Below are 17,372 nucleotides of genomic sequence, written 5' to 3'. Positions count from 1 at the left end.
AAAGGGGATGCAAAGGATGTAAAAACCAAAGCTTTGGTTTTCATCCCTTTTATCCCTTTTATCCCTGTTTAGTTTTTTAGCCTCGCTTTGCGCCTTTGCGCCTTTGCGCCTTTGCGCCTTTGCGCCTTTGCGCCTTTGCGGCTTTGCCTGAGGCCGGTTTTACTCCGCCTTTTCCTCGATCCTCGGGAAGAGTGCCTCGGCCTTGGCGATGGTGGTGCCCGGTTTCAGCCCGCCCCATGCGAGCCCCTCGGCGCTGGCTTCCTCAGGCCAACCCAGGCAGCAGAGGCCTTTCTGGGCGGTCTTGGGCATGAAGGCGGAGAGCAGCGTGTAGACCACCCTCTGGCTCTCCAGCATGTAGTACATGACGGTGGAGAGACGCTCGCGCTGCTCCGGGTCCTTGGCCAGGGTCCACGGGGCGGTCTCGTCGATGTACTTATTGCCGGCGGAGATTACTTCCCAGATCGCCTGCAGCGCGCGGCTGAAGGCCATCTCCTCGATGAAGTTGTCCACTTGCCCGATCATGGCCGCCGTCTTTTCCCGGTACGCCTTGTCCAGTTCGGTCTCTTCGCCCGGCGTCTGCAGCACGCCGCCAAAATATTTGCCCAGCATGGCGGTGGAGCGGTTCAAGAGGTTCCCGAGGTCGTTGGCCAGGTCCGAGTTGATGCGGTGCACCAGCGCCTGGTGCGAGAAGTCGCCGTCGAGGCCGAAAGGCACCTCGCGCAGCAGGAAGTAGCGCACCGCGTCCACGCCGTACTTGTCGACCAGCATGTTCGGCTCGACCACGTTCTGCAGGCTCTTGCTCATCTTCTGCCCCTCGACGGTCCACCAGCCGTGCGCGAACACGCGCTTCGGGATGGGGAGGCCGGCCGCCATCAGGAAGGTGGGCCAGTAGACGGTGTGGAACCTCAAGATATCCTTGCCGATCAGGTGCACGTCGCAGGGCCAGTATTTGTCGAAGTTGCCCCCCTCTTCGGGGTAGCCGAGCGCGGTGATGTAGTTGGTGAGCGCGTCGAACCAGACGTAGACCACGTGCTTGTCGTTGCCCGGTACAGGGATGCCCCAGCTGAAGGTGGTGCGGGACACGGAGAGGTCACGCAGGCCTTCCTTCACGAAGGAGATGATCTCGTTGCGGCGGCTTTTAGGCTGGATGAAGTCCGGGTTGGCCTCGATGTGGGCCAAAAGCGCGTCCTGGTACTTGCTCATCCTGAAGAAGTAGGATTCCTCCTTGAGCTTCTCGGTGGGACGATTGCAGTCCGGGCACTTGTAGTCGATCAGCTGGGTCTCGGTCCAGAAGGTCTCGCACGGGGTGCAGTACCAGTCCTCGTACTCTCCGAGATAAATGTCACCCTTCTCCATGACCCGCTCGAAGAGGACGGAAACCCCCTTCTTGTGCCGCTCCTGGGTGGTGCGGATGAAATCGGTATGGGAGATCTCCAGCTTCTCCCAGAGCGACTGGAAGCGCTTCATGACGCGGTCGGCCAGTTCCAGGGGAGTCTCGCCGGCGGCGGTGGCGGCCTTCTCCACTTTCTGCCCGTGCTCGTCAGTGCCGGTCAGGAAGAAGACGTCGAACCCCTTGAGCCGCTTGTAGCGGGCCAGCACGTCCGCGGCCAGGGTCGTGTAAGCGTGCCCTATGTGCGGGACGTCATTTACGTAGTAGATGGGGGTGGTGACGTAAAAAGCCGGTTTCATTGTGGTTTCTCCTTTTTTCTCTCCTTGACGTCGACGGGCCTGTTGCGGCGCTGCTTGCCGGGACCCTGGGATTTCCCCTTGTCGCCCCCCTGCTGTTCACCCTTGCCCATGGGCGGCTTCTTAACGCGGTCGCTGACGTTCTCGGGGGCGATATCTTCACCCTTCAGGACCACCAGCGAGTCGTCGGTCGTCTTCAGCGTGACCGTCTGCTCCAGCACGTTGACCTTGACCACCTCGCCGTCGTGACAACCGCACTGCACCCTCTTGCCGCACTTGGGGAGACCCTTTCTCAGCGAGCAGTAGGTGTCGAACTCGTAGGAGAGGCAGCAAAGAAGCCTGCCGCACTGCCCGGAAATCTTGCTCGGGTTGAGCGCCAGGTTCTGCTCCTTGGCCATCTTCACCGAGACCGGCTCGAACTCGCGCAGGTAGGAGGAGCAGCAGAGCTCGCGGCCGCAGATGCCGATGCCGCCCACCATTTTGGACTCGTCCCTGACGCCGATCTGGCGCATTTCGATCCGGGTGTGGAAGGCGTGGGCCAGGTCCTTGACCAGTTCACGGAAGTCCACCCGGCCGTCGGCGGTGAAGTAGAAGATGGCCTTGGAGCCGTCGAAGAGGTACTCGACCTTGACGAGCTTCATGTCCATGCCCCGCTCCTTGATCCGGGTCAGGCAGAGCTTGTGCGCCTCTTTTTCCTTGGCGGTGTTGGCGGCCAGCGTGGCCAGGTCGGCGACCTCGGCCAGGCGCTGCACCGGCTTGGTCCCCTCCGGGACCAGCGCGTCGTCCACCTCGATGGGACCCGCCACGACCTGTCCTATGCTTTTACCCCGCTCGGTTTCCACGATGACCCGGTCCCCGGCCTTGACGTTGGCCTTGCCGGCGGTGAAGTCGTAGAGCTTGCCCGCGGTGGAAAATTGAATCCTTACTATCTTTGCCAAAAATGCCTCCAAAGAGAAAACAGGTCTTGGTCAACCTGTGGTTCGTGTGCCGGTTCGCAGAGGCGCCAAGGACGGGTCCTTTGATTCTCTCCGCGTCTTTGCGCCGTGGCGTCTTTGCGTTAAGCCTTTTACCGCTCCGCGAGGCGCATGAAAAAGACCTCCAGTGCTAGCCTCGCGTTCACGTTGCGAACAAGCAGGCGGCGCAGGGCCACCAGTTGCTCGATCAATTCGATGGTCACCGTCTCGGTGCACCGCTCAGCCTCCCGGGCCACCAGGTGCGCGAGATCCACGTTGGCCAGCGCGTCCGGCGTGGAGCGATAGATGAGCACGTCCCGCAAAAAGGAGAGGAGCAGCTCCAGGAACCCGGGGAGCCCTTCCTTGTCGGCGGCGAGTTCCTCAGCCGTAGCGAAGAGGGTGTTGATGTCCTTCAGGTTCAGGGCGAACACCCGCTCCAGAAAGGTCACTCGCCCCTCGAGGACCCCGTCCCCGGCGATCTCGAGCGCTCGGCTCAGGCTGCCACCGGAAAGTGACGCTGCTACCCGCGCCGCCTCGGCCGGGAACTGGTCCCGGACCAGCCGCCCTTCGATCAGCTCGGCCGGCAGCGGCTGGAAGTCCAGCGTCTGGCAGCGGGAGAGTATGGTCTGCAGCACCGCGGAACGCTCGGCGGTGATCAGGATCATCAGCGCGTTGCCGGGGGGCTCTTCCAGCGTCTTCAGGAGGGCGTTCCCGGAGGCGAGGTTCAATTTCTCCGCGCCGTCGATGATGCACGCTTTCTTTGGCGCCTCGAAGGGGCGGTAGGCGAGCTCCTTCTGCAGTTCCCTGATCTGATCGATCTTGATGAAGGCGCCGTCGGGTTCCAGGACGTGCAGGTCCGGGTGCTGACCGCTGGCGATTTTGCGGCACGAGGAGCAGACGCCGCAGGCCTCTTCCTTGCCGCAGAACACCGCCTGCACCATGGCCAGCGCGGTCTTCTTCTTGCCGCACCCCTCGATGCCGGAGAAGAGGTAGGCATGCGCCACCCGCTCCAGCGCGATGGAACGTTGCAGCACCGAGATGGCCCGGTCCTGTCCGATTACTTCGGAAAAGGGCACTAGCGGCCACCCTGCGGCAGCCGGTCCCTGAGGGCCGCGGTAACCAGCACCTCGGTGCGGGCTACGTCGCCGGAGCCGTCCACCACCACGAAACGCTCGGGGAAGGCTCGGGCCAGCGTCAGGTAACCCTCGCGCACCCGCTCGTGGAAACGTACCGATTCCAGCTCGAAGCGCTCCTCGCGGGCGCCACTGGTCGCCTCGATGCGGGAGAGGGCGCGGGAAAGGCCGATCTGGACCGGGCAGTCGATGAGCACGGTGAGGTCTGGCTGCACCCCGCCGGTGGCGAGCGCGTTCAGTTGGCGGATCACGTCGAGATCAAGCTCCCTGCCGTGCCCCTGGTAGGCCACGGTGGCGTCGGTGAACCGGTCGCAGAGCACCGTCTCGCCCCGCTCGAGTGCCGGAGCGATCACCTCCTGAACGTGCTGGGCGCGTGCCGCCGCGTAGAGCAGCAGTTCGGCCAATGGGGTGATGGCGCTGTTCTTGGCGTCGAGCAGGATGGCGCGCATCTGGTCCGCGATGGGGCATCCCCCCGGCTCGCGGGTGGCCACCACGGTCTCGCCGTCGGCCTCCAGACGCTCCTTGAGGAGCCGCAACTGGGTCGTTTTACCGCACCCTTCAACGCCTTCAAATGTAATGAAAAAGCCCATGTCTCCGCTCTCATGATCCTCTATAAAATCACTGAATTATATGGGAGGGGTGATTATTATGCAACATTTAAATGCCCCCGCGAACCCCTGTCGCGCAAGGCTTGGCCGCCACTGGTGCCGGTTTGCGGGAGGGGGGCGGGCAAGCCCCATGCCGCTGCCGCGCAACTGCCGCCGAGAACCCTATTGCCATGCCGCCACCCTTTGTCTATATTTGGCTCAAATTAAGGATAGGCACGGGCATCTATCATGAACGAAAAGCTGGACCATACCCTGGCGGTGATCGAGACACGGATCAAGTACCGCTTCCGCAATCCCGAGTTGCTGGAGGAGGCGCTCACCCATCGCACCTACGTGAACGAGGCGGGGGGGAAGGACAACCAGCGCCTGGAGTTCTTCGGAGATGCGGTGCTCGACTTCCTGCTCTCCGACCTCTTGCTGCGGCGCTTTCCCGACAGCCGTGAGGGTGAGTTGACCAGGATCAGGGCGGCACTGGTGGACGAGGTGAGCCTGGCCCGCCTGGCCGCGGAGCTGGATCTCGGGACCTCCCTGCGCCTTGGCCGCGGCGAGGAGAAGGGGGGCGGGCGGCACAAGCGCTCCTTGTTGGCCGATGCCTTCGAGGCCCTGCTCGCCGCGCTCTACCTGGATGGCGGCATCGAGTCGGCGCGGCGGGTGGTGCACGAACTGTTCGAGCCTTTGCTGGATACCCCGGAGCTGCTCTTCGGGCGCGACGCCAAAACCGAACTGCAGGAGCGGGCGAGACTCCTGCACCGGGAGCTGCCGCGCTACCAGTTGAAAGACGCCACCGGTCCCGACCACGACCGCCGCTTTACCGTCGAGGTCTACCTGGGTGCCGAGCTGATGGGGGAGGGGGTGGGGAGGACCAAGAAAGAGGCCGAGCAGGATGCCGCCCGCGCCGCCACCCTGCTGCTCAGGGGGGAGCATTGAGGCCGCTGCTGGTCCCCTTTTTCATCTCCCACCAGGGGTGCCCGCACCGCTGCGTCTTCTGCAACCAAGTGCGGGTGGCCGGCCCGGAGGGTGCCTTGCCCACCCGGACGCAACTTTTGCACCGCATCGACGAGTACCGTATGGGGGCGCCGGCGCGCCGACTGGAAGTCGCTTTTTACGGCGGCACCTTCACCGCCCTGCCGCGCCGGGACCAGGAGGCACTGCTCCTCCCCCTGCAGCCGCTGCTGGCCGGCGGCATCCTGCAGTCGGTGCGGATTTCCACGCGCCCCGACGCCATCGACCCGGACACTGCCCGCTTTCTCAAAGCGCATGGCGTCGCCACCGTCGAACTGGGGGTGCAGTCGCTCGACTCCGGGGTGCTCCTCCTCTCCGGGCGCGGCCACGGCAGCGCCGAGGTGGAAATTTCGGTGGCGACCCTCAAGGAGGCCGGCATCGAGGTTGGTATCCAACTCATGCCGGGGCTCCCGAACGACACGCCGGAGACCTCGCTCGCTACACTGCGCCAGGCGCTCGCCCTGCAACCCGCCTTCTTGCGCATCTACCCCACCCTGGTCATCGACGGGACCGAGCTGGCCCGGCGCTACCGCGAGGGGAGCTATCAGCCCATGACGCTCACGCAGGCGGTGACCTTGTGCAAGGAGATGCTGGTGCTCGCAGGACAGGCCGGCATCCCCGTGGTCCGCTTCGGGCTGCAGCCCACCTCCGAGCTCGACTCCCCTGGGGTAGTGCTGGCCGGTCCCTACCATCCCGCCTTCGGGCAGCTGGTCGAGTCCGAACTCTGCTTCGACCGCATGTGCGCGCTGCTCGAGGATGTCCCGGCCGGAAGCGTGGTAACTTTCGGCGCTCCCGCGGGGCGGGTCTCCGATCTCGTGGGGCAGCGAAGGGGGAACCTGCAGCGACTGGCGGCCCGCTACGGCGTGACCGCAACGGTGCGCGAGGACGCCGCGCTTTCCCCCGACCTCATCTCCCTGCAGTGGGGCGAGCTGACCCGGCACGCCTGCCTCTTCGAGTCTTACCCCCGCCACTAGGCAGAACGCCGGTTCGAGGTATACTGTGTCGGTGCGCCTTACACAGGTGCGGATGCAAAGAACGCTTTCCTTGCCGTACCAATTCCCGTATGTTGTAGCGTTTCGATTACCGCAACAAGAGCCAGGAGGGCATTAAGAAGATGTCTGAAAAGATATTCCGTTCCGGTTTCGTCTCCATCGTGGGGCGGCCGAACGTCGGTAAATCCACGCTGTTGAACCGCATCCTCGGTGAGAAGCTGATGATCACCTCGGACAAGCCGCAGACCACCCGCAACCGGATCAAGGGGATTCACAATGTGCCGGATGGGCAGATCGTCTTTCTGGACACCCCGGGTATCCACCGCGCCAAGACCCGTCTGAACAAGTTCATGGTCGAGGAGGCGCTCTCCTCGGTGCAGGGGGTGGACCTGATCCTGTTTCTGGTCGACGGCGCCTTCGATCCCGAGAAAGAGGCGGCCATGATCAAGGAGGTCCTCTCCGGCGTCGAGGCTCCGGTAATCCTGGTGCTGAACAAGATCGACCTGATTGCCAAGGGCGATCTCCTGGGGCGCATGGCGGCCTACGGGGAGACCTACCCCTTCAAGGAGATCATCCCGGTTTCAGCCGCTTCCGGCGACGGCGTCGAGCAACTGGTGCAGCTGGTGCACGGGCTTTTGCCCGAAGGCCCCTGCTATTTCCCGGACGACATCCTGACCGACGTGCCGGAGCGTTTCATCGTGGCCGAGATCATCCGGGAGAAGATCTTCCGGCTGACCCATGACGAGGTCCCTTACTCGGTGGCGGTGGTGGTGGACAGCTTCAAGGAACGGGAAACTGGCGTCGTGGCGATCCAAGCCACCATCAACGTGGAGCGCGACTCGCAGAAAGGGATCGTCATCGGCCGCAAGGGAGAGATGCTCAAAAAGATCGGCACCCAGGCGCGCCAGGAGATCGAGCGGCTCTTGGACACCAAGGTGTTCCTGGAGCTGTTCGTGCGGGTGAGCGGCGAGTGGAGCGACAACAGCCGTATGCTCAAGGAGTTCGGCTACGAGTCGTGACCCGGTAGCGGGGTGCGTCGACTTTCCTCATGAGTACTTGCTTGCATTTTATAAGATTGTTTGATACTATAACATTGTTTTTTATTCTTGATATGGCGAGCCGGTCGTCGTTGGCGTTTCCCACGTAAACCCCGCGGGTTTTTCGTAGATAGCCGTTTTAAAATATCGCGTATACATTAACATAGTTTTTTTTGACATAAGTCATACCGGATAGTAAGGTTCTGCCCTATTTTCCTGGAACCATACGTAAACACGCAAGGAGACGACACTATGGCATTAAGAAAGTATGCCGGCTACGCCTGGAACCTGATCAGTCTGGTCGGCATGATCCTGGCCGTCACCGCGACGGGCCTGATCATCGGCTTCCTCTCCTACGAGGGGATAACCGGCGTCGAGAAGCCCTACCTCGGCCTGATGACCTACTTCCTCTTCCCGGGCATGCTCATCGTGGGCCTCATCCTGGTCCCGCTGGGCGCCTATATCATACGGGAGAAGAGGCGCAGGCATCCCGATGTGGACATTCCCCCGTTCCCGCGGGTGGACTTCAATGACGCGCACAAACGCCATCTGTTCCTCTTCTTCGTCATCGCCAGCATCGGCTTCGTGCTCATCGTCTCCGTCGCTTCTTTGAAAGGGTACGAATTTACCGAGTCGACCACCTTCTGTGGCGAGCTCTGCCATCAGGTCATGGAGCCCGAGCACGTCGCCTGGGCCAATTCGCCGCACGCCAAGGTGAAATGCGTCGAGTGCCACGTGGGCCCCGGCGCCGCCTGGTACGTCAAGGCCAAGATCTCCGGCATGAGGCAGCTTTACGCGGTGGCCACCCACACCTATCCGGAAACCATCGAGACACCGATCGACAACCTCCGCCCGGCGCGCGACACCTGCGAGCACTGCCACTGGCCGGAGAAATTCTATGCCGGACGCCAGAAGGTGTTCTACCACTACGCTCCCAACGAGGAAAACACCCCGCGTGAGATCAACATGCTGATCAACATCGGCGGGACCCCGAAGAGCGAGCACCACAAGGGCATCCACTGGCACATCGGCCAGGAGGTCTCCTACATCGCGCTGGACCGTCAGCGCATGAGCATCCCGTACATCGCGGTCAAGGAGAAGGACGGCACTGTGACCGAGTATATGGACACCGAGAAGCCGCTCAGCAAGGCCGACATCGCCAAGGCTCAGAAAAGGGTCATGGACTGCCTCGATTGCCACAACAGGCCGGCTCACGTCTACCGTTCCCCGGGCGTGGAGATGGACGAAGCCTTCGCCGCCAGGCGCATCGACCAGGGGCTGCCGTACCTGAAGAAGACCGCGGTGGAGGTCCTGACCAGGCCTTACAAGAACAAGGAAGAGGCCAAGGCGACCATCGCCAAGGAGCTTTCCGAGTACTACAACAAGAACTACCCGGAGGTGGCCAAGGCGAAGAGCAAGGAACTCGCCCACGCCGTGACCGTGGTGCAGGACATCTACAACAGGAACTTCTTCCCGGCCATGAAGATCTCCTGGAATACCTATCCGAACCACATCGGGCACTTCTACACTCCGGGGTGCTTCCGCTGCCACGACGGCAAGCATAAGACCGCGGCGGGCAAGGTGATCTCCAAGGACTGCAACATGTGCCACACGGTGTTGGGGCAGAAGCAGGAGAACATCCCGGCCGGCAGCGCGCCGGTGAAACAGTTCGTCCACCCGGTCGACATCGGTGACGAGCTCTTCAAGGCGAACTGCAGCGACTGCCACTCGGCAGGCGGCCAGGACGTCCCCGGCGGCGAGAAGCACGCCAAGGGCGGCGAGAAGCACGCCAAGAAATAACAGCCACAACGAAAAGCCCCCGGAACACTCCGGGGGCTTTTTTTGTTTCAGTATTGCAGCGGGCTGGATTGAAGGCGGGCTGGGGATTCCTGAGACGGATGGGAACTAATGGAACTGATGGGGACCTGATGGGAATATTGTCCACTAAGCGATGTCCCTGCCCAGGCGTTCCCCCCTTCGCTTGAAGGGGGGACAGGGGGGATTTGCAGTTTAGATGGCAACCGGAAGGGGGATCTCTTTAACCCAAAGGCAAATCCCCTCTGTCTCCCCTTTCACAAAGGGGAGGACGTGACGTCAACTGTAGTGCTGGGTGCCAAATTTCCGACGCTGCCCCAGTTTACAGTAGAACCTTCTTTGTCGTCTAACGTGCCGCCAAACGGCCGGGACGATTCGCTTTTTTAACATTAACGGCGTTGCGTCTTCATCTTAACGGTGCTATACCTTTCCCTGTTCAGCCATGGGGGTAACAGTCGATGTTGATGAAGGCTTCAGAAGTGGCCGCGCTGCTGCACCAGGACGAGGGGACGGTCCTTAAGTGGATCAAGAAGGAAAAACTACCCGCCACCCTTGTGCGCGGCACCTACCAGATTAACCGGGTCGACCTCCTGGAGTGGGCCACGGAGCACGGCATCAAGGTGCCCCCCGAGCTGTTCGAGGCGGTAAAGGCGGACCTGGACCTGCCGAGCCTGGCCCAGGCTCTCGAGGCGGGCGGGATTCACTGCGGCGTCCCAGGAGACGACAAGCTCTCCGTGCTGCGCAACGTGGTGAACCTGTTGCAGCTTCCGTCGCAGGTGGACCCCGAATTCCTGCTCCAGGTGCTCCTGGCCCGCGAGGCGCTCGGCACCACCGCCGTCGGTGACGGCATCGCCATCCCCCACGTCCGCAATCCCATCCTGCTGCAAACCAAGCCGCAACCCGCGATCTCCCTCTGTTTTCTGGAGCGCCCGATCGACTTCGGGGCTTTGGATGGCGTTCCCGTGCGCATCCTGTTCCTCATCACCAGCCCCACCGTCAAGGTGCACCTGCACCTGCTGTCCCGGCTCGCCTACGCCCTGCACGACCAGGAGTTCCGGGGCACCCTCAACAATGCCTGTGATCCCGCGGCTGTCATGGAGGCCGCGCGGCGCTGCGAGCGCGGCAAGAGGAGCTGATCATGACCTTCTCCGGCGAGCCTGCGACTTTTCTTGGACTGTTGTTGCTCGCCGTTTGCTGCCAGGCCATATCCGGCCTGCCACTCTTGCTCGTGAAGGGATCGAACCTCGCCCAGCGAGCCGGTGTCGCGCTCATGGTGGCGGCATCGCTCGCCGGCTGTGCCGGGGCTCTCGGCGCGGTCTTCTTCCCCTCCGCAGGAAGTTGGCTGCTTCCTTCCGGACTCCCTTTTGGCGGGCTGGAGATAGGCGTTGATGCCCTGTCCGCACTGTTCCTCCTCCCCATCTTCATCGTCACCGGCTGCTGTGCCGTCTACGGGGCCGGCTACTGGCCGGTGGCGCGACACCCGGAGCACGGCGGCAAACTCGCCTTCTTCCTGGGACTCCTGTCCGCCGCGCTCACCGTGGTGTTGGTGGCCAGAAGCACCATGCTTTTCCTGATGGGGTGGGAGGTGATGGCCCTGGCCGCCTACTTCGCCCTCACCACCGAGGACGAAAAGCACGAGGTGCGCGAGGCGGGGGTCCTCTATCTGATCACGGCTCACCTGGGCGCCTTGGCGCTCTTCGCCACCTTCTCGCTCCTGAACGCCGCCACCGGTGCCTACCTCTTTCCGGCCCCCGGTTCCCTCTCCGCCGCAGGCCCCATAGCCACCGCCGTCTTCCTGACCGCCCTGTTCGGTTTCGGGATGAAGGCAGGTGCGATGCCGCTGCACATCTGGCTCCCGTCGGCGCACGCCAACGCTCCCAGCCACGTCTCCGCCATACTCTCCGGCGTCGTGCTGAAGACCGGTATCTACGGGATGATGCGGGTCTTCTCCGCCTTCACCGATCCGCCGCTCTGGTGGGGCGCCCTGGTTCTGGTGCTGGGGTGTATCTCCGCCGTCCTCGGTGTCGCCTACGCCATCGGACAGCACGACCTTAAGAGGCTTTTGGCCTACCACAGCATCGAGAACATCGGCATCATCCTGATCGGTCTCGGCATGGCCTTGATCGGCGCCAACCAGGGGTGGGAGGCGCTGGTCGCGCTCGGGGCGGCAGGGGCGCTCTTGCACGTTGTCAATCATGCCTTGTTCAAGGCGCTGCTCTTTCTTTCCGCAGGATCGGTGATCCATGCCACCGGCACCAGGGAGATCGACCTTCTGGGAGGCGTGGCGCGTCGACTGCCCAAGACGGCAGTTTTTTTCCTCCTTGGCGCCGTCGCCATCTGCGGGCTTCCCCCCTTGAACGGGTTCGTCAGTGAGCTGATGATCTACCTGGGCGCCTTCAACTCCATCGGCGCCGCGGTCGGTCTGGGGCCGTCGCTCCCTGCGCTGGCGGCACCGGTGCTGGCGCTGGTGGGGGGGCTGGCTGTGGCCTGTTTCGTCAAGGTGTACGGGGTGGTTTTCTTGGGGGCGCCGCGCTCGCCTGAGCACGAAGGCGGGCATGAGGCGGGCGCCGGGATGCTGGTCCCCATGGGGGTGCTTGCCGCGTGCTGCGCGCTGATCGGTTTGGCGCCGGGGCTGCTCGTCCCGGTTCTGAACGGCGCCCTGGGGGGGTACGGGGGAGTGCCGGGAATGCAAGGGATTGAGAGCCTGGTTCCCTTCGCCTGGATCACGATCCTCGGGGGCGGGCTGATCCTGCTCCTGGCCTTGCTCTGGGTCTTCTTCGCCAGGCGCGTAGCCCGCTTTCCGGTGCCGGTCGCGCCGACCTGGGGCTGCGGCTATCTGCGCCCCACGCCGCGGATGCAGTACACGGCCTCCTCGTTCGGCTCCATCCTCGTCAGTTGGTTCGCGCTACTGCTCCGTCCCGAGCGGCACCGGGACGAGGTCGACGGGCTTTTTCCCGGGCACTCCAGCCACGAGAGTCACCTGCCCGAGACCGTGCTGGAAAAGGGCTATCTCCCGTTTCTCGAGTACCTGTTCGAGAAAGCCCAGCCGGTGCGGCGTCTGCAGCACGGCAAGTTGAACATCTACATCTTCTACACCTTCGTGACGCTGGTGTTGCTGCTCGCCATCACCAGCGGGTAGCGGTTTCCCTTGCGAACGAAAAGCGGGCGAATAGTTATTCGCCCGCCTTTGTTTTTCCTTTAGAACCTAAAACCCAGAACGTAGAACCTAGAACGTCCTTCGCTTTTTAATGCGTTTCCTTGAACACCGGCATCACCTTGTTCAGCACGTAGAAGAGGCCGAAGGGAACCCCTGCGACGATCAGGGCGCCGACCAGCCCCTCCTTCAGCGTTTCCATGCTGTCCGGCCACAGTGGCATGACGTAGTGCATGAACCCCGAGAACGACGACGAGAAGGCCTGCCCGCCGATGACGACGTTCCAGCGCATCATGAAGACCCCCAGCAGCACCAGCGCGCTTCCCACGGCGGCGCGGCGAATGGTCAGTCCCGGGATCAGGAACAGCACGAAGGGAACCAGGTTCCCCAGCCCGTACTGCACCACGAAGATGTTCACGAAGTCCCGCTCGTAGATGACGCTCCTCAGGATGTCCCACGATTTCACCGCGGTGTAGCCCCTGAAGATGAGGTCCAAAAGTTCCAACGTGATGGCCGCCACCATGAACATGAGCAGGTAGCGCGAGGTCATCGCCACTACGTGTGCCTCGGCGCTCTTCAACTCCTCCATGGAGGGAAGCTCGGGGTGGGCGAGCCGGTGCCGACGCGCCAGCTGCTTCCTGATTTCCATGGTGAGGATGTAGGTCAGAATGCAGAGGGCGATGCCGGAAACGACCGCGGAACAGATGAAGATGACCGGCATGAGCGGCGTCATCCAAAGCGCGTTCGCCTTGACCGAGCCGAAGATGAAACCGGCGTAGCCGTGCAGGAAGCAGGCGACCGGGATGCCGGCGGCGGCGAGCTTCTTCACCGCCCGCTCGTCCGCCTCGATCGCCTCGTGGGAGATGTCATAAGCGCCGAGCGTCAGCACGCTGAACAAGAGGTACTGTCCCTGCTGCAGCACGCTGCGTCCCTCGATCGCCTTGAGCCCGAGCGCGGTCTCCACGAAGTGCTTACGGAACACGAACCAGAGCTCGGACGCGACGATCATACCGTAGGTGCTGAACACGATGCCGAAGGCGGCGATGGCCGAGGTGAAGTGCGGCGTCATCATCACCTCGATGCCGCGCAGCGGCTGCTGCAGGTGCATCAGAAGCGGCAGCATGGCGACCGGCAGCAGCGCGAAGGAGAACACCAGCGAGAAGCGCGCGATCCCTTTCAACTGCTTCACGCCGAAGACGTGGTACAGCGAGGAGAGCACGAAGGCGCCGGCGACGAGGCCGGTCATGAACGGGTACATGACGATCTGGATGGTCCAGTAGATGTACTCGTTGGGGTAGGTGAAAAACTCCTTGATGGTCCAGGCTTCTCCATGCACCATGGCTATTTCACCTCCTTGGAAAGGCCGAGGTAAAAGACCTGCGGCTTGGTGCCGTACTCTTCCTTGAGCACGTTGACCCGCTCGGTCATGATGATCTTGGTCACCGGGTCCTCGGGGTCCCTCAGGTTCCCCACCCGGCGCGCCCCGAAGGCGCAGCTGTCGACGCAGGCGGTTTGCATCCCCTTGGTGATGCGGTGGTAGCAGAAGTTGCACTTTTCGGCGACGTGGAATACCGGATGGAAGAAGCGCACCCCGTAGGGGCACCCCATGATGCAGTAGCCGCAGCCGATGCACCAACTGCGGTCGACCAGCACCACCCCGTCCGCGGTCTGGTAGGTCGCTCCCACCGGGCAGACCTGGACGCAGGGCGGGTTGTCGCACTGGTTGCAGAGCTTGGGCACGAAGAAGGCCTTGTCGATGTCGTCGTCCTTGATCTCCTCCAGTTTGCCGTGCCCGATGTCGATCCCCTTGTTGGGGAACCCGTCGCGCGCTCCCTTGGGGGAGTCGATGTGGGTTTTGCCGTCGCTGGTCACCACGTAGCGCTCCACCCAGGTGCGGGTCACGTTCGCGTCGTAGGGGACTTCGTTTTCAACCTTGCACCCTTTGACGCAGAAGCCGCACCCCACGCATTTGCGGGTATCGACCAGGAAGACCCAGCGCGGCCCCTTCTGATCCTTCTCGGCCAGGAGCCGCTTGGGATCGAACAGTTCCAGGCAGGAGAGCGGGATCGCCAGGCCGCCCGCGATGAGCAGTGATTTCTTGCAGAAGGATCGTCTCGAAATCATTTCTTGTGCCCCTCCTTCCTGGGATCGTGCGGCCAATGGCAGGTGACGCAGTCCAGGCCGACGTTGTGGGTCTTGGGATCGATCCCCTTCATCACGCCGCGGCCGCTGTTGGGGTAGGGGAGGCGGGTGTGACAGCGTGCGCAGAGTTCGCGACTGCGGTCGATGGTCAGCGACTTGGGGTCGTCCGGATGATTCAAGGCGGGGCCGTGGCAGTTCTCGCAGTTGATGTTGCGGTGCGGCGACTCCTTCATCTCGTCGTACTTGTCGGGATGGCAATCTTTGCAGAAGGCAGCGGTCTTATACTTGACCTTCATATCTTTCCACTGCTGCTCGTTGCCGGCGCGGTGCCAGCCGTACATGTACCCCCTGGCGCCGATTCCGAAATCCGCGGGGACCAGGAATTTGCGCGCCACCAGCACCAGGGCGATGATCACCAGCACCACGAATAGCGGGCGCCAAACATGACTCTTCACAGCCTCCCTCCTTTCATCCAAAAAAGTAACGATTTGCGACAGCGCTCGCCACGAAACTGCGGCCGCTCCTTTTCCTATAACAATGTTCGTAACAAAACCGATGTATGCTTTTAATGATAACGGCACCCCGCTTGAAAACAAGAAAGCTTTGCACTATTGTTGTTTTATCGGCCATCCTTGTGACATTCCAAATCTTTTTTTGACAAATCTTTTCTCAGGGAGTATGGTTGGTTCCCTGTCGCTCCCTGTAAACAGTATCGGCACCAACTCGCTACAGTTAAAGGGAAAAGCGGCAGGTCTGGCAGCTTTGCTCCCCTTCCGCGGCACCGGCATCCCCGGTTGCGTTGGAGGTTGAAACTCGATGGGCAGATGACGATCCGTTCCTGGTTCGAAAGGGTGGGTTATGTTGTTTTTTGACATGATGCGGGACCCGGCTTCCTTGGTCCTTTGCGCAATAGCTTTAGCCGGCTGCTCGGGGCTCCCCGGTCTCGTGTTTCGGGACGGGACGCTCGGACAACGGCTGGCCGCGGTAGCCGCTCTGACGAGTTCTCTCCTCGCGCTGCCGTCTCTTCTCTACCTCTTGCTGGGTGGAGGAGAAGCAAGCTTTCTCTTGAACTGGAATCTCCCCTTCGGCCCCTGCGAAGTCGCCCTCGACCCTCTCTCTTTATTCTTTCTGATCCCCATCTTTTTGGTGTTCCCCGCCGGCTCCCTTTACGCCCTCGGTTACTGGCCCACCGCCTCGCACAGTTCCCAAAGAAGCGTCACCTTTTTCTACGGCATCCTGGCGTGCGCCATGGCGCTGGTGGTGGTGGCCCGCAACGGCGCGCTGTTCATGATGTCGTGGGAAATCATGGCGCTCTCCGGCTACTTCCTGCTGGTCGCGGAGCACCGCGAGGCGGAGGTGCGTAGCGCGGGGACGGTCTACCTGGTGGCAAGCCACCTGGGTGGCGCCGCGCTCCTGTTGCTGTTCGCCTCGCTGTTCATGATTACCGGCGGCTTCGGGTTTCCCCCCGCCGGTTCGCTTGCCGTCGGTGCGGGACTGGCCGGTACGCTCTTCCTCCTGGCCCTGGCCGGCTTCGGCTCCAAGGCGGGTCTCATGCCGCTGCACCTGTGGCTCCCGTCGGCCCACGCCAACGCACCGAGCCACGTCTCGGCGGTGCTCTCCGGGGTCATGCTGAAGGTCGGCATTTACGGTGTCCTGCGCGTGATCTCGTTCTTCCCTGAGCGTCCGCTCTGGTGGGGCGCAGTGCTCACGGCCGCGGGGCTCACCTCGGCAGTGATGGGGATCTGCGTCGCCTCGGCTCAGAAGGACATCAAGCGGCTCTTGGCCTACAGCAGCATCGAGAACCTGGGCATCATCTGCGCCGGTATCGGCATGTTCCTTGTGGGGCAGGGGACCGGCAACCAGCGACTCGCCTTCCTGGGACTGGCCGGCGCGCTCTTTCACGTGCTGAACCACGCCATTTTCAAACCGCTACTCTTCTTCTGTGCCGGCAGCGTCATGCATGCCGCCGGCACCCGCGACCTGGACCGAATGGGGGGGCTGGCGCGCCGCCTTCCCTATACCGCCTTCTTCACCCTGTGCGGCGCGATCGCCATCTGCGGCCTCCCCCCCTTCAACGGCTTCGCCAGCGAGATGCTCCTCTACCTTGGTTTCTTCGGAGAGGCGCGGGCCGGGCAGCCCTTCGTGGCCCTGGGGGCGCCGGTGTTGGCCCTGGTGGGGGGCGTCGCCGTGATCGCCTTCGTGAAGCTCTACGGCATCGCCTTTTTAGGGGCGCCGCGCACGGCGGAAGCTGCCGGTGCCCACGAGGCGACCGGGACCATGCTGGCCCCCATGGCCCTCCTGGCCTCTCTCGCCCTCGTCGGTGGCCTTTTCCCGCAACTTTTCCTGGCCCTGGTGCGGCCCGCTATCCGGGGGTTCTCCCCTGACCTGGCTCATGCCGCCGTCCTCCCGATCGCGCCGCTCTGGTTCGCGCTGGCCGGGGGTAGCGTCATCTGCCTGGCGGCCCTTTTGTTCCTGTTCCTGCACCTAAAGACCAGGGGGAGCGCCGTCTCCGCCCCCACCTGGGGCTGCGGCTACCTCCGGCCGTCGCCGCGCATCCAATACACCGGCAGCTCGTTCGGCGCCCTCTTTTCCTCTCTTTCGGGGTCGTTGATCCGCACCCGGATCACCATGGGGGCCGTGACCGGCCTCACCCCGGCCGCGGTGCGGTTGAGCTACCACCCCGAAGAGACCCTGCTGCACCGCGTGGTGCTGCCGGTCCTGAACGTCGTCGGCGTCGGCTGCGCCTTCGTCCGGAGGCTGCAGCACGGCGAGGTGCAGATTTATATTCTCTATATCTTCGTGACGCTGATGCTGCTTTTGTTGTGGGTGCAATAGAGAGGCACAGGAGTT

Annotated in this window: 14 protein-coding genes; 7 read left to right on the top strand and 7 right to left on the bottom strand. The window is 62.8% G+C overall.

Annotated features, from left to right (window positions below; translation table 11 throughout):
* Positions 1-159: 159 nt before the first annotated feature.
* From metG to tmk, 4 genes are all read right to left on the bottom strand, one after another.
* Complete coding sequence (gene metG / locus JFN90_RS09450; protein WP_199394870.1) at positions 160-1,689, bottom strand: methionine--tRNA ligase; 1,530 nt, start codon at positions 1,687-1,689, stop codon at positions 160-162.
* Positions 1,686-2,624, bottom strand: a complete 939-nt coding sequence (locus JFN90_RS09445) for a PSP1 domain-containing protein (RefSeq protein WP_199394869.1) — start codon at positions 2,622-2,624, stop codon at positions 1,686-1,688. The genes metG and JFN90_RS09445 overlap by 4 nt, the downstream gene beginning before the upstream one ends.
* Before the next feature lie 128 nt (positions 2,625-2,752).
* Positions 2,753-3,715, bottom strand: a complete 963-nt coding sequence (gene holB, locus JFN90_RS09440; protein WP_199394868.1) for a DNA polymerase III subunit delta' — start codon at positions 3,713-3,715, stop codon at positions 2,753-2,755.
* Complete coding sequence (gene tmk, locus JFN90_RS09435; RefSeq protein ID WP_199394867.1) at positions 3,715-4,362, bottom strand: dTMP kinase; 648 nt, start codon at positions 4,360-4,362, stop codon at positions 3,715-3,717. The genes holB and tmk overlap by 1 nt, the downstream gene beginning before the upstream one ends.
* A gap of 246 nt (positions 4,363-4,608) precedes the next feature.
* Here tmk and rnc point away from each other — a divergent pair, with 246 nt between their 5' ends.
* From rnc to JFN90_RS09405, 6 genes are all read left to right on the top strand, one after another.
* Positions 4,609-5,307 (top strand): ribonuclease III, encoded by a 699-nt coding sequence (rnc, locus tag JFN90_RS09430; protein WP_199394866.1) that lies wholly within the window; start codon positions 4,609-4,611, stop codon positions 5,305-5,307.
* The gene (locus JFN90_RS09425) at positions 5,304-6,356 is read left to right on the top strand and encodes an elongator complex protein 3 (protein ID WP_199394865.1); all 1,053 of its coding nucleotides are present in this window, start codon (positions 5,304-5,306) and stop codon (positions 6,354-6,356) included. The genes rnc and JFN90_RS09425 overlap by 4 nt, the downstream gene beginning before the upstream one ends.
* 140 nt (positions 6,357-6,496) lie before the next feature.
* A complete protein-coding gene (gene era / locus JFN90_RS09420) occupies positions 6,497-7,393 on the top strand; it encodes a GTPase Era (RefSeq protein WP_199394864.1) in 897 nt (298 codons plus the stop codon).
* Between the two features lie 270 nt (positions 7,394-7,663).
* The gene (locus JFN90_RS09415; RefSeq protein ID WP_199394863.1) at positions 7,664-9,211 is read left to right on the top strand and encodes a NapC/NirT family cytochrome c; all 1,548 of its coding nucleotides are present in this window, start codon (positions 7,664-7,666) and stop codon (positions 9,209-9,211) included.
* Between the two features lie 473 nt (positions 9,212-9,684).
* The gene (locus JFN90_RS09410; RefSeq protein WP_199394862.1) at positions 9,685-10,362 is read left to right on the top strand and encodes a PTS sugar transporter subunit IIA; all 678 of its coding nucleotides are present in this window, start codon (positions 9,685-9,687) and stop codon (positions 10,360-10,362) included.
* 2 nt (positions 10,363-10,364) lie between these two features.
* Positions 10,365-12,365 (top strand): proton-conducting transporter transmembrane domain-containing protein, encoded by a 2,001-nt coding sequence (locus JFN90_RS09405; protein WP_199394861.1) that lies wholly within the window; start codon positions 10,365-10,367, stop codon positions 12,363-12,365.
* Positions 12,366-12,471: 106 nt separating this feature from the next.
* On the opposite strand, the gene nrfD is transcribed toward JFN90_RS09405, so the two are convergent.
* The 3 genes from nrfD to JFN90_RS09390 are packed head-to-tail and all read right to left on the bottom strand — an operon-like array spanning position 12,472 to position 14,977.
* Positions 12,472-13,719 (bottom strand): NrfD/PsrC family molybdoenzyme membrane anchor subunit, encoded by a 1,248-nt coding sequence (nrfD, locus tag JFN90_RS09400; RefSeq protein WP_199394860.1) that lies wholly within the window; start codon positions 13,717-13,719, stop codon positions 12,472-12,474.
* A gap of 2 nt (positions 13,720-13,721) precedes the next feature.
* Positions 13,722-14,504, bottom strand: a complete 783-nt coding sequence (locus JFN90_RS09395; protein WP_199394859.1) for a 4Fe-4S dicluster domain-containing protein — start codon at positions 14,502-14,504, stop codon at positions 13,722-13,724.
* The gene (locus tag JFN90_RS09390; protein WP_199394858.1) at positions 14,501-14,977 is read right to left on the bottom strand and encodes a multiheme c-type cytochrome; all 477 of its coding nucleotides are present in this window, start codon (positions 14,975-14,977) and stop codon (positions 14,501-14,503) included. The genes JFN90_RS09395 and JFN90_RS09390 overlap by 4 nt, the downstream gene beginning before the upstream one ends.
* Positions 14,978-15,380: 403 nt before the next feature.
* On the opposite strand from JFN90_RS09390, the gene JFN90_RS09385 reads away from it, so the two are divergent.
* Positions 15,381-17,357: a proton-conducting transporter transmembrane domain-containing protein gene (locus JFN90_RS09385; protein ID WP_236018930.1), complete on the top strand. Its 1,977-nt coding sequence runs from the start codon at positions 15,381-15,383 to the stop codon at positions 17,355-17,357.
* Positions 17,358-17,372: the final 15 nt, after the last annotated feature.

Origin of the sequence: Geomonas propionica, assembly GCF_016458235.1 — a bacterium.
GTDB classification, from domain to species: Bacteria; Desulfobacterota; Desulfuromonadia; order Geobacterales; family Geobacteraceae; genus Geomonas; species Geomonas propionica.
The sequence above is the reverse complement of the archived record's forward strand: the minus strand, read 5'-3'. Positions and strand labels throughout refer to the sequence as shown.

Coding starts and splice junctions, on each gene's coding strand:
- metG (WP_199394870.1), bottom strand. CDS start 1,689: ATGAAACCGGCTTTTTACGTCACCACCCCCATCTACTACGTAAATGAC.
- tmk (WP_199394867.1), bottom strand. CDS start 4,362: ATGGGCTTTTTCATTACATTTGAAGGCGTTGAAGGGTGCGGTAAAACG.
- rnc (WP_199394866.1), top strand. CDS start 4,609: ATGAACGAAAAGCTGGACCATACCCTGGCGGTGATCGAGACACGGATC.
- era (WP_199394864.1), top strand. CDS start 6,497: ATGTCTGAAAAGATATTCCGTTCCGGTTTCGTCTCCATCGTGGGGCGG.
- JFN90_RS09415 (WP_199394863.1), top strand. CDS start 7,664: ATGGCATTAAGAAAGTATGCCGGCTACGCCTGGAACCTGATCAGTCTG.
- JFN90_RS09410 (WP_199394862.1), top strand. CDS start 9,685: ATGTTGATGAAGGCTTCAGAAGTGGCCGCGCTGCTGCACCAGGACGAG.
- JFN90_RS09405 (WP_199394861.1), top strand. CDS start 10,365: ATGACCTTCTCCGGCGAGCCTGCGACTTTTCTTGGACTGTTGTTGCTC.
- nrfD (WP_199394860.1), bottom strand. CDS start 13,719: ATGGTGCATGGAGAAGCCTGGACCATCAAGGAGTTTTTCACCTACCCC.
- JFN90_RS09395 (WP_199394859.1), bottom strand. CDS start 14,504: ATGATTTCGAGACGATCCTTCTGCAAGAAATCACTGCTCATCGCGGGC.
- JFN90_RS09385 (WP_236018930.1), top strand. CDS start 15,381: ATGTTGTTTTTTGACATGATGCGGGACCCGGCTTCCTTGGTCCTTTGC.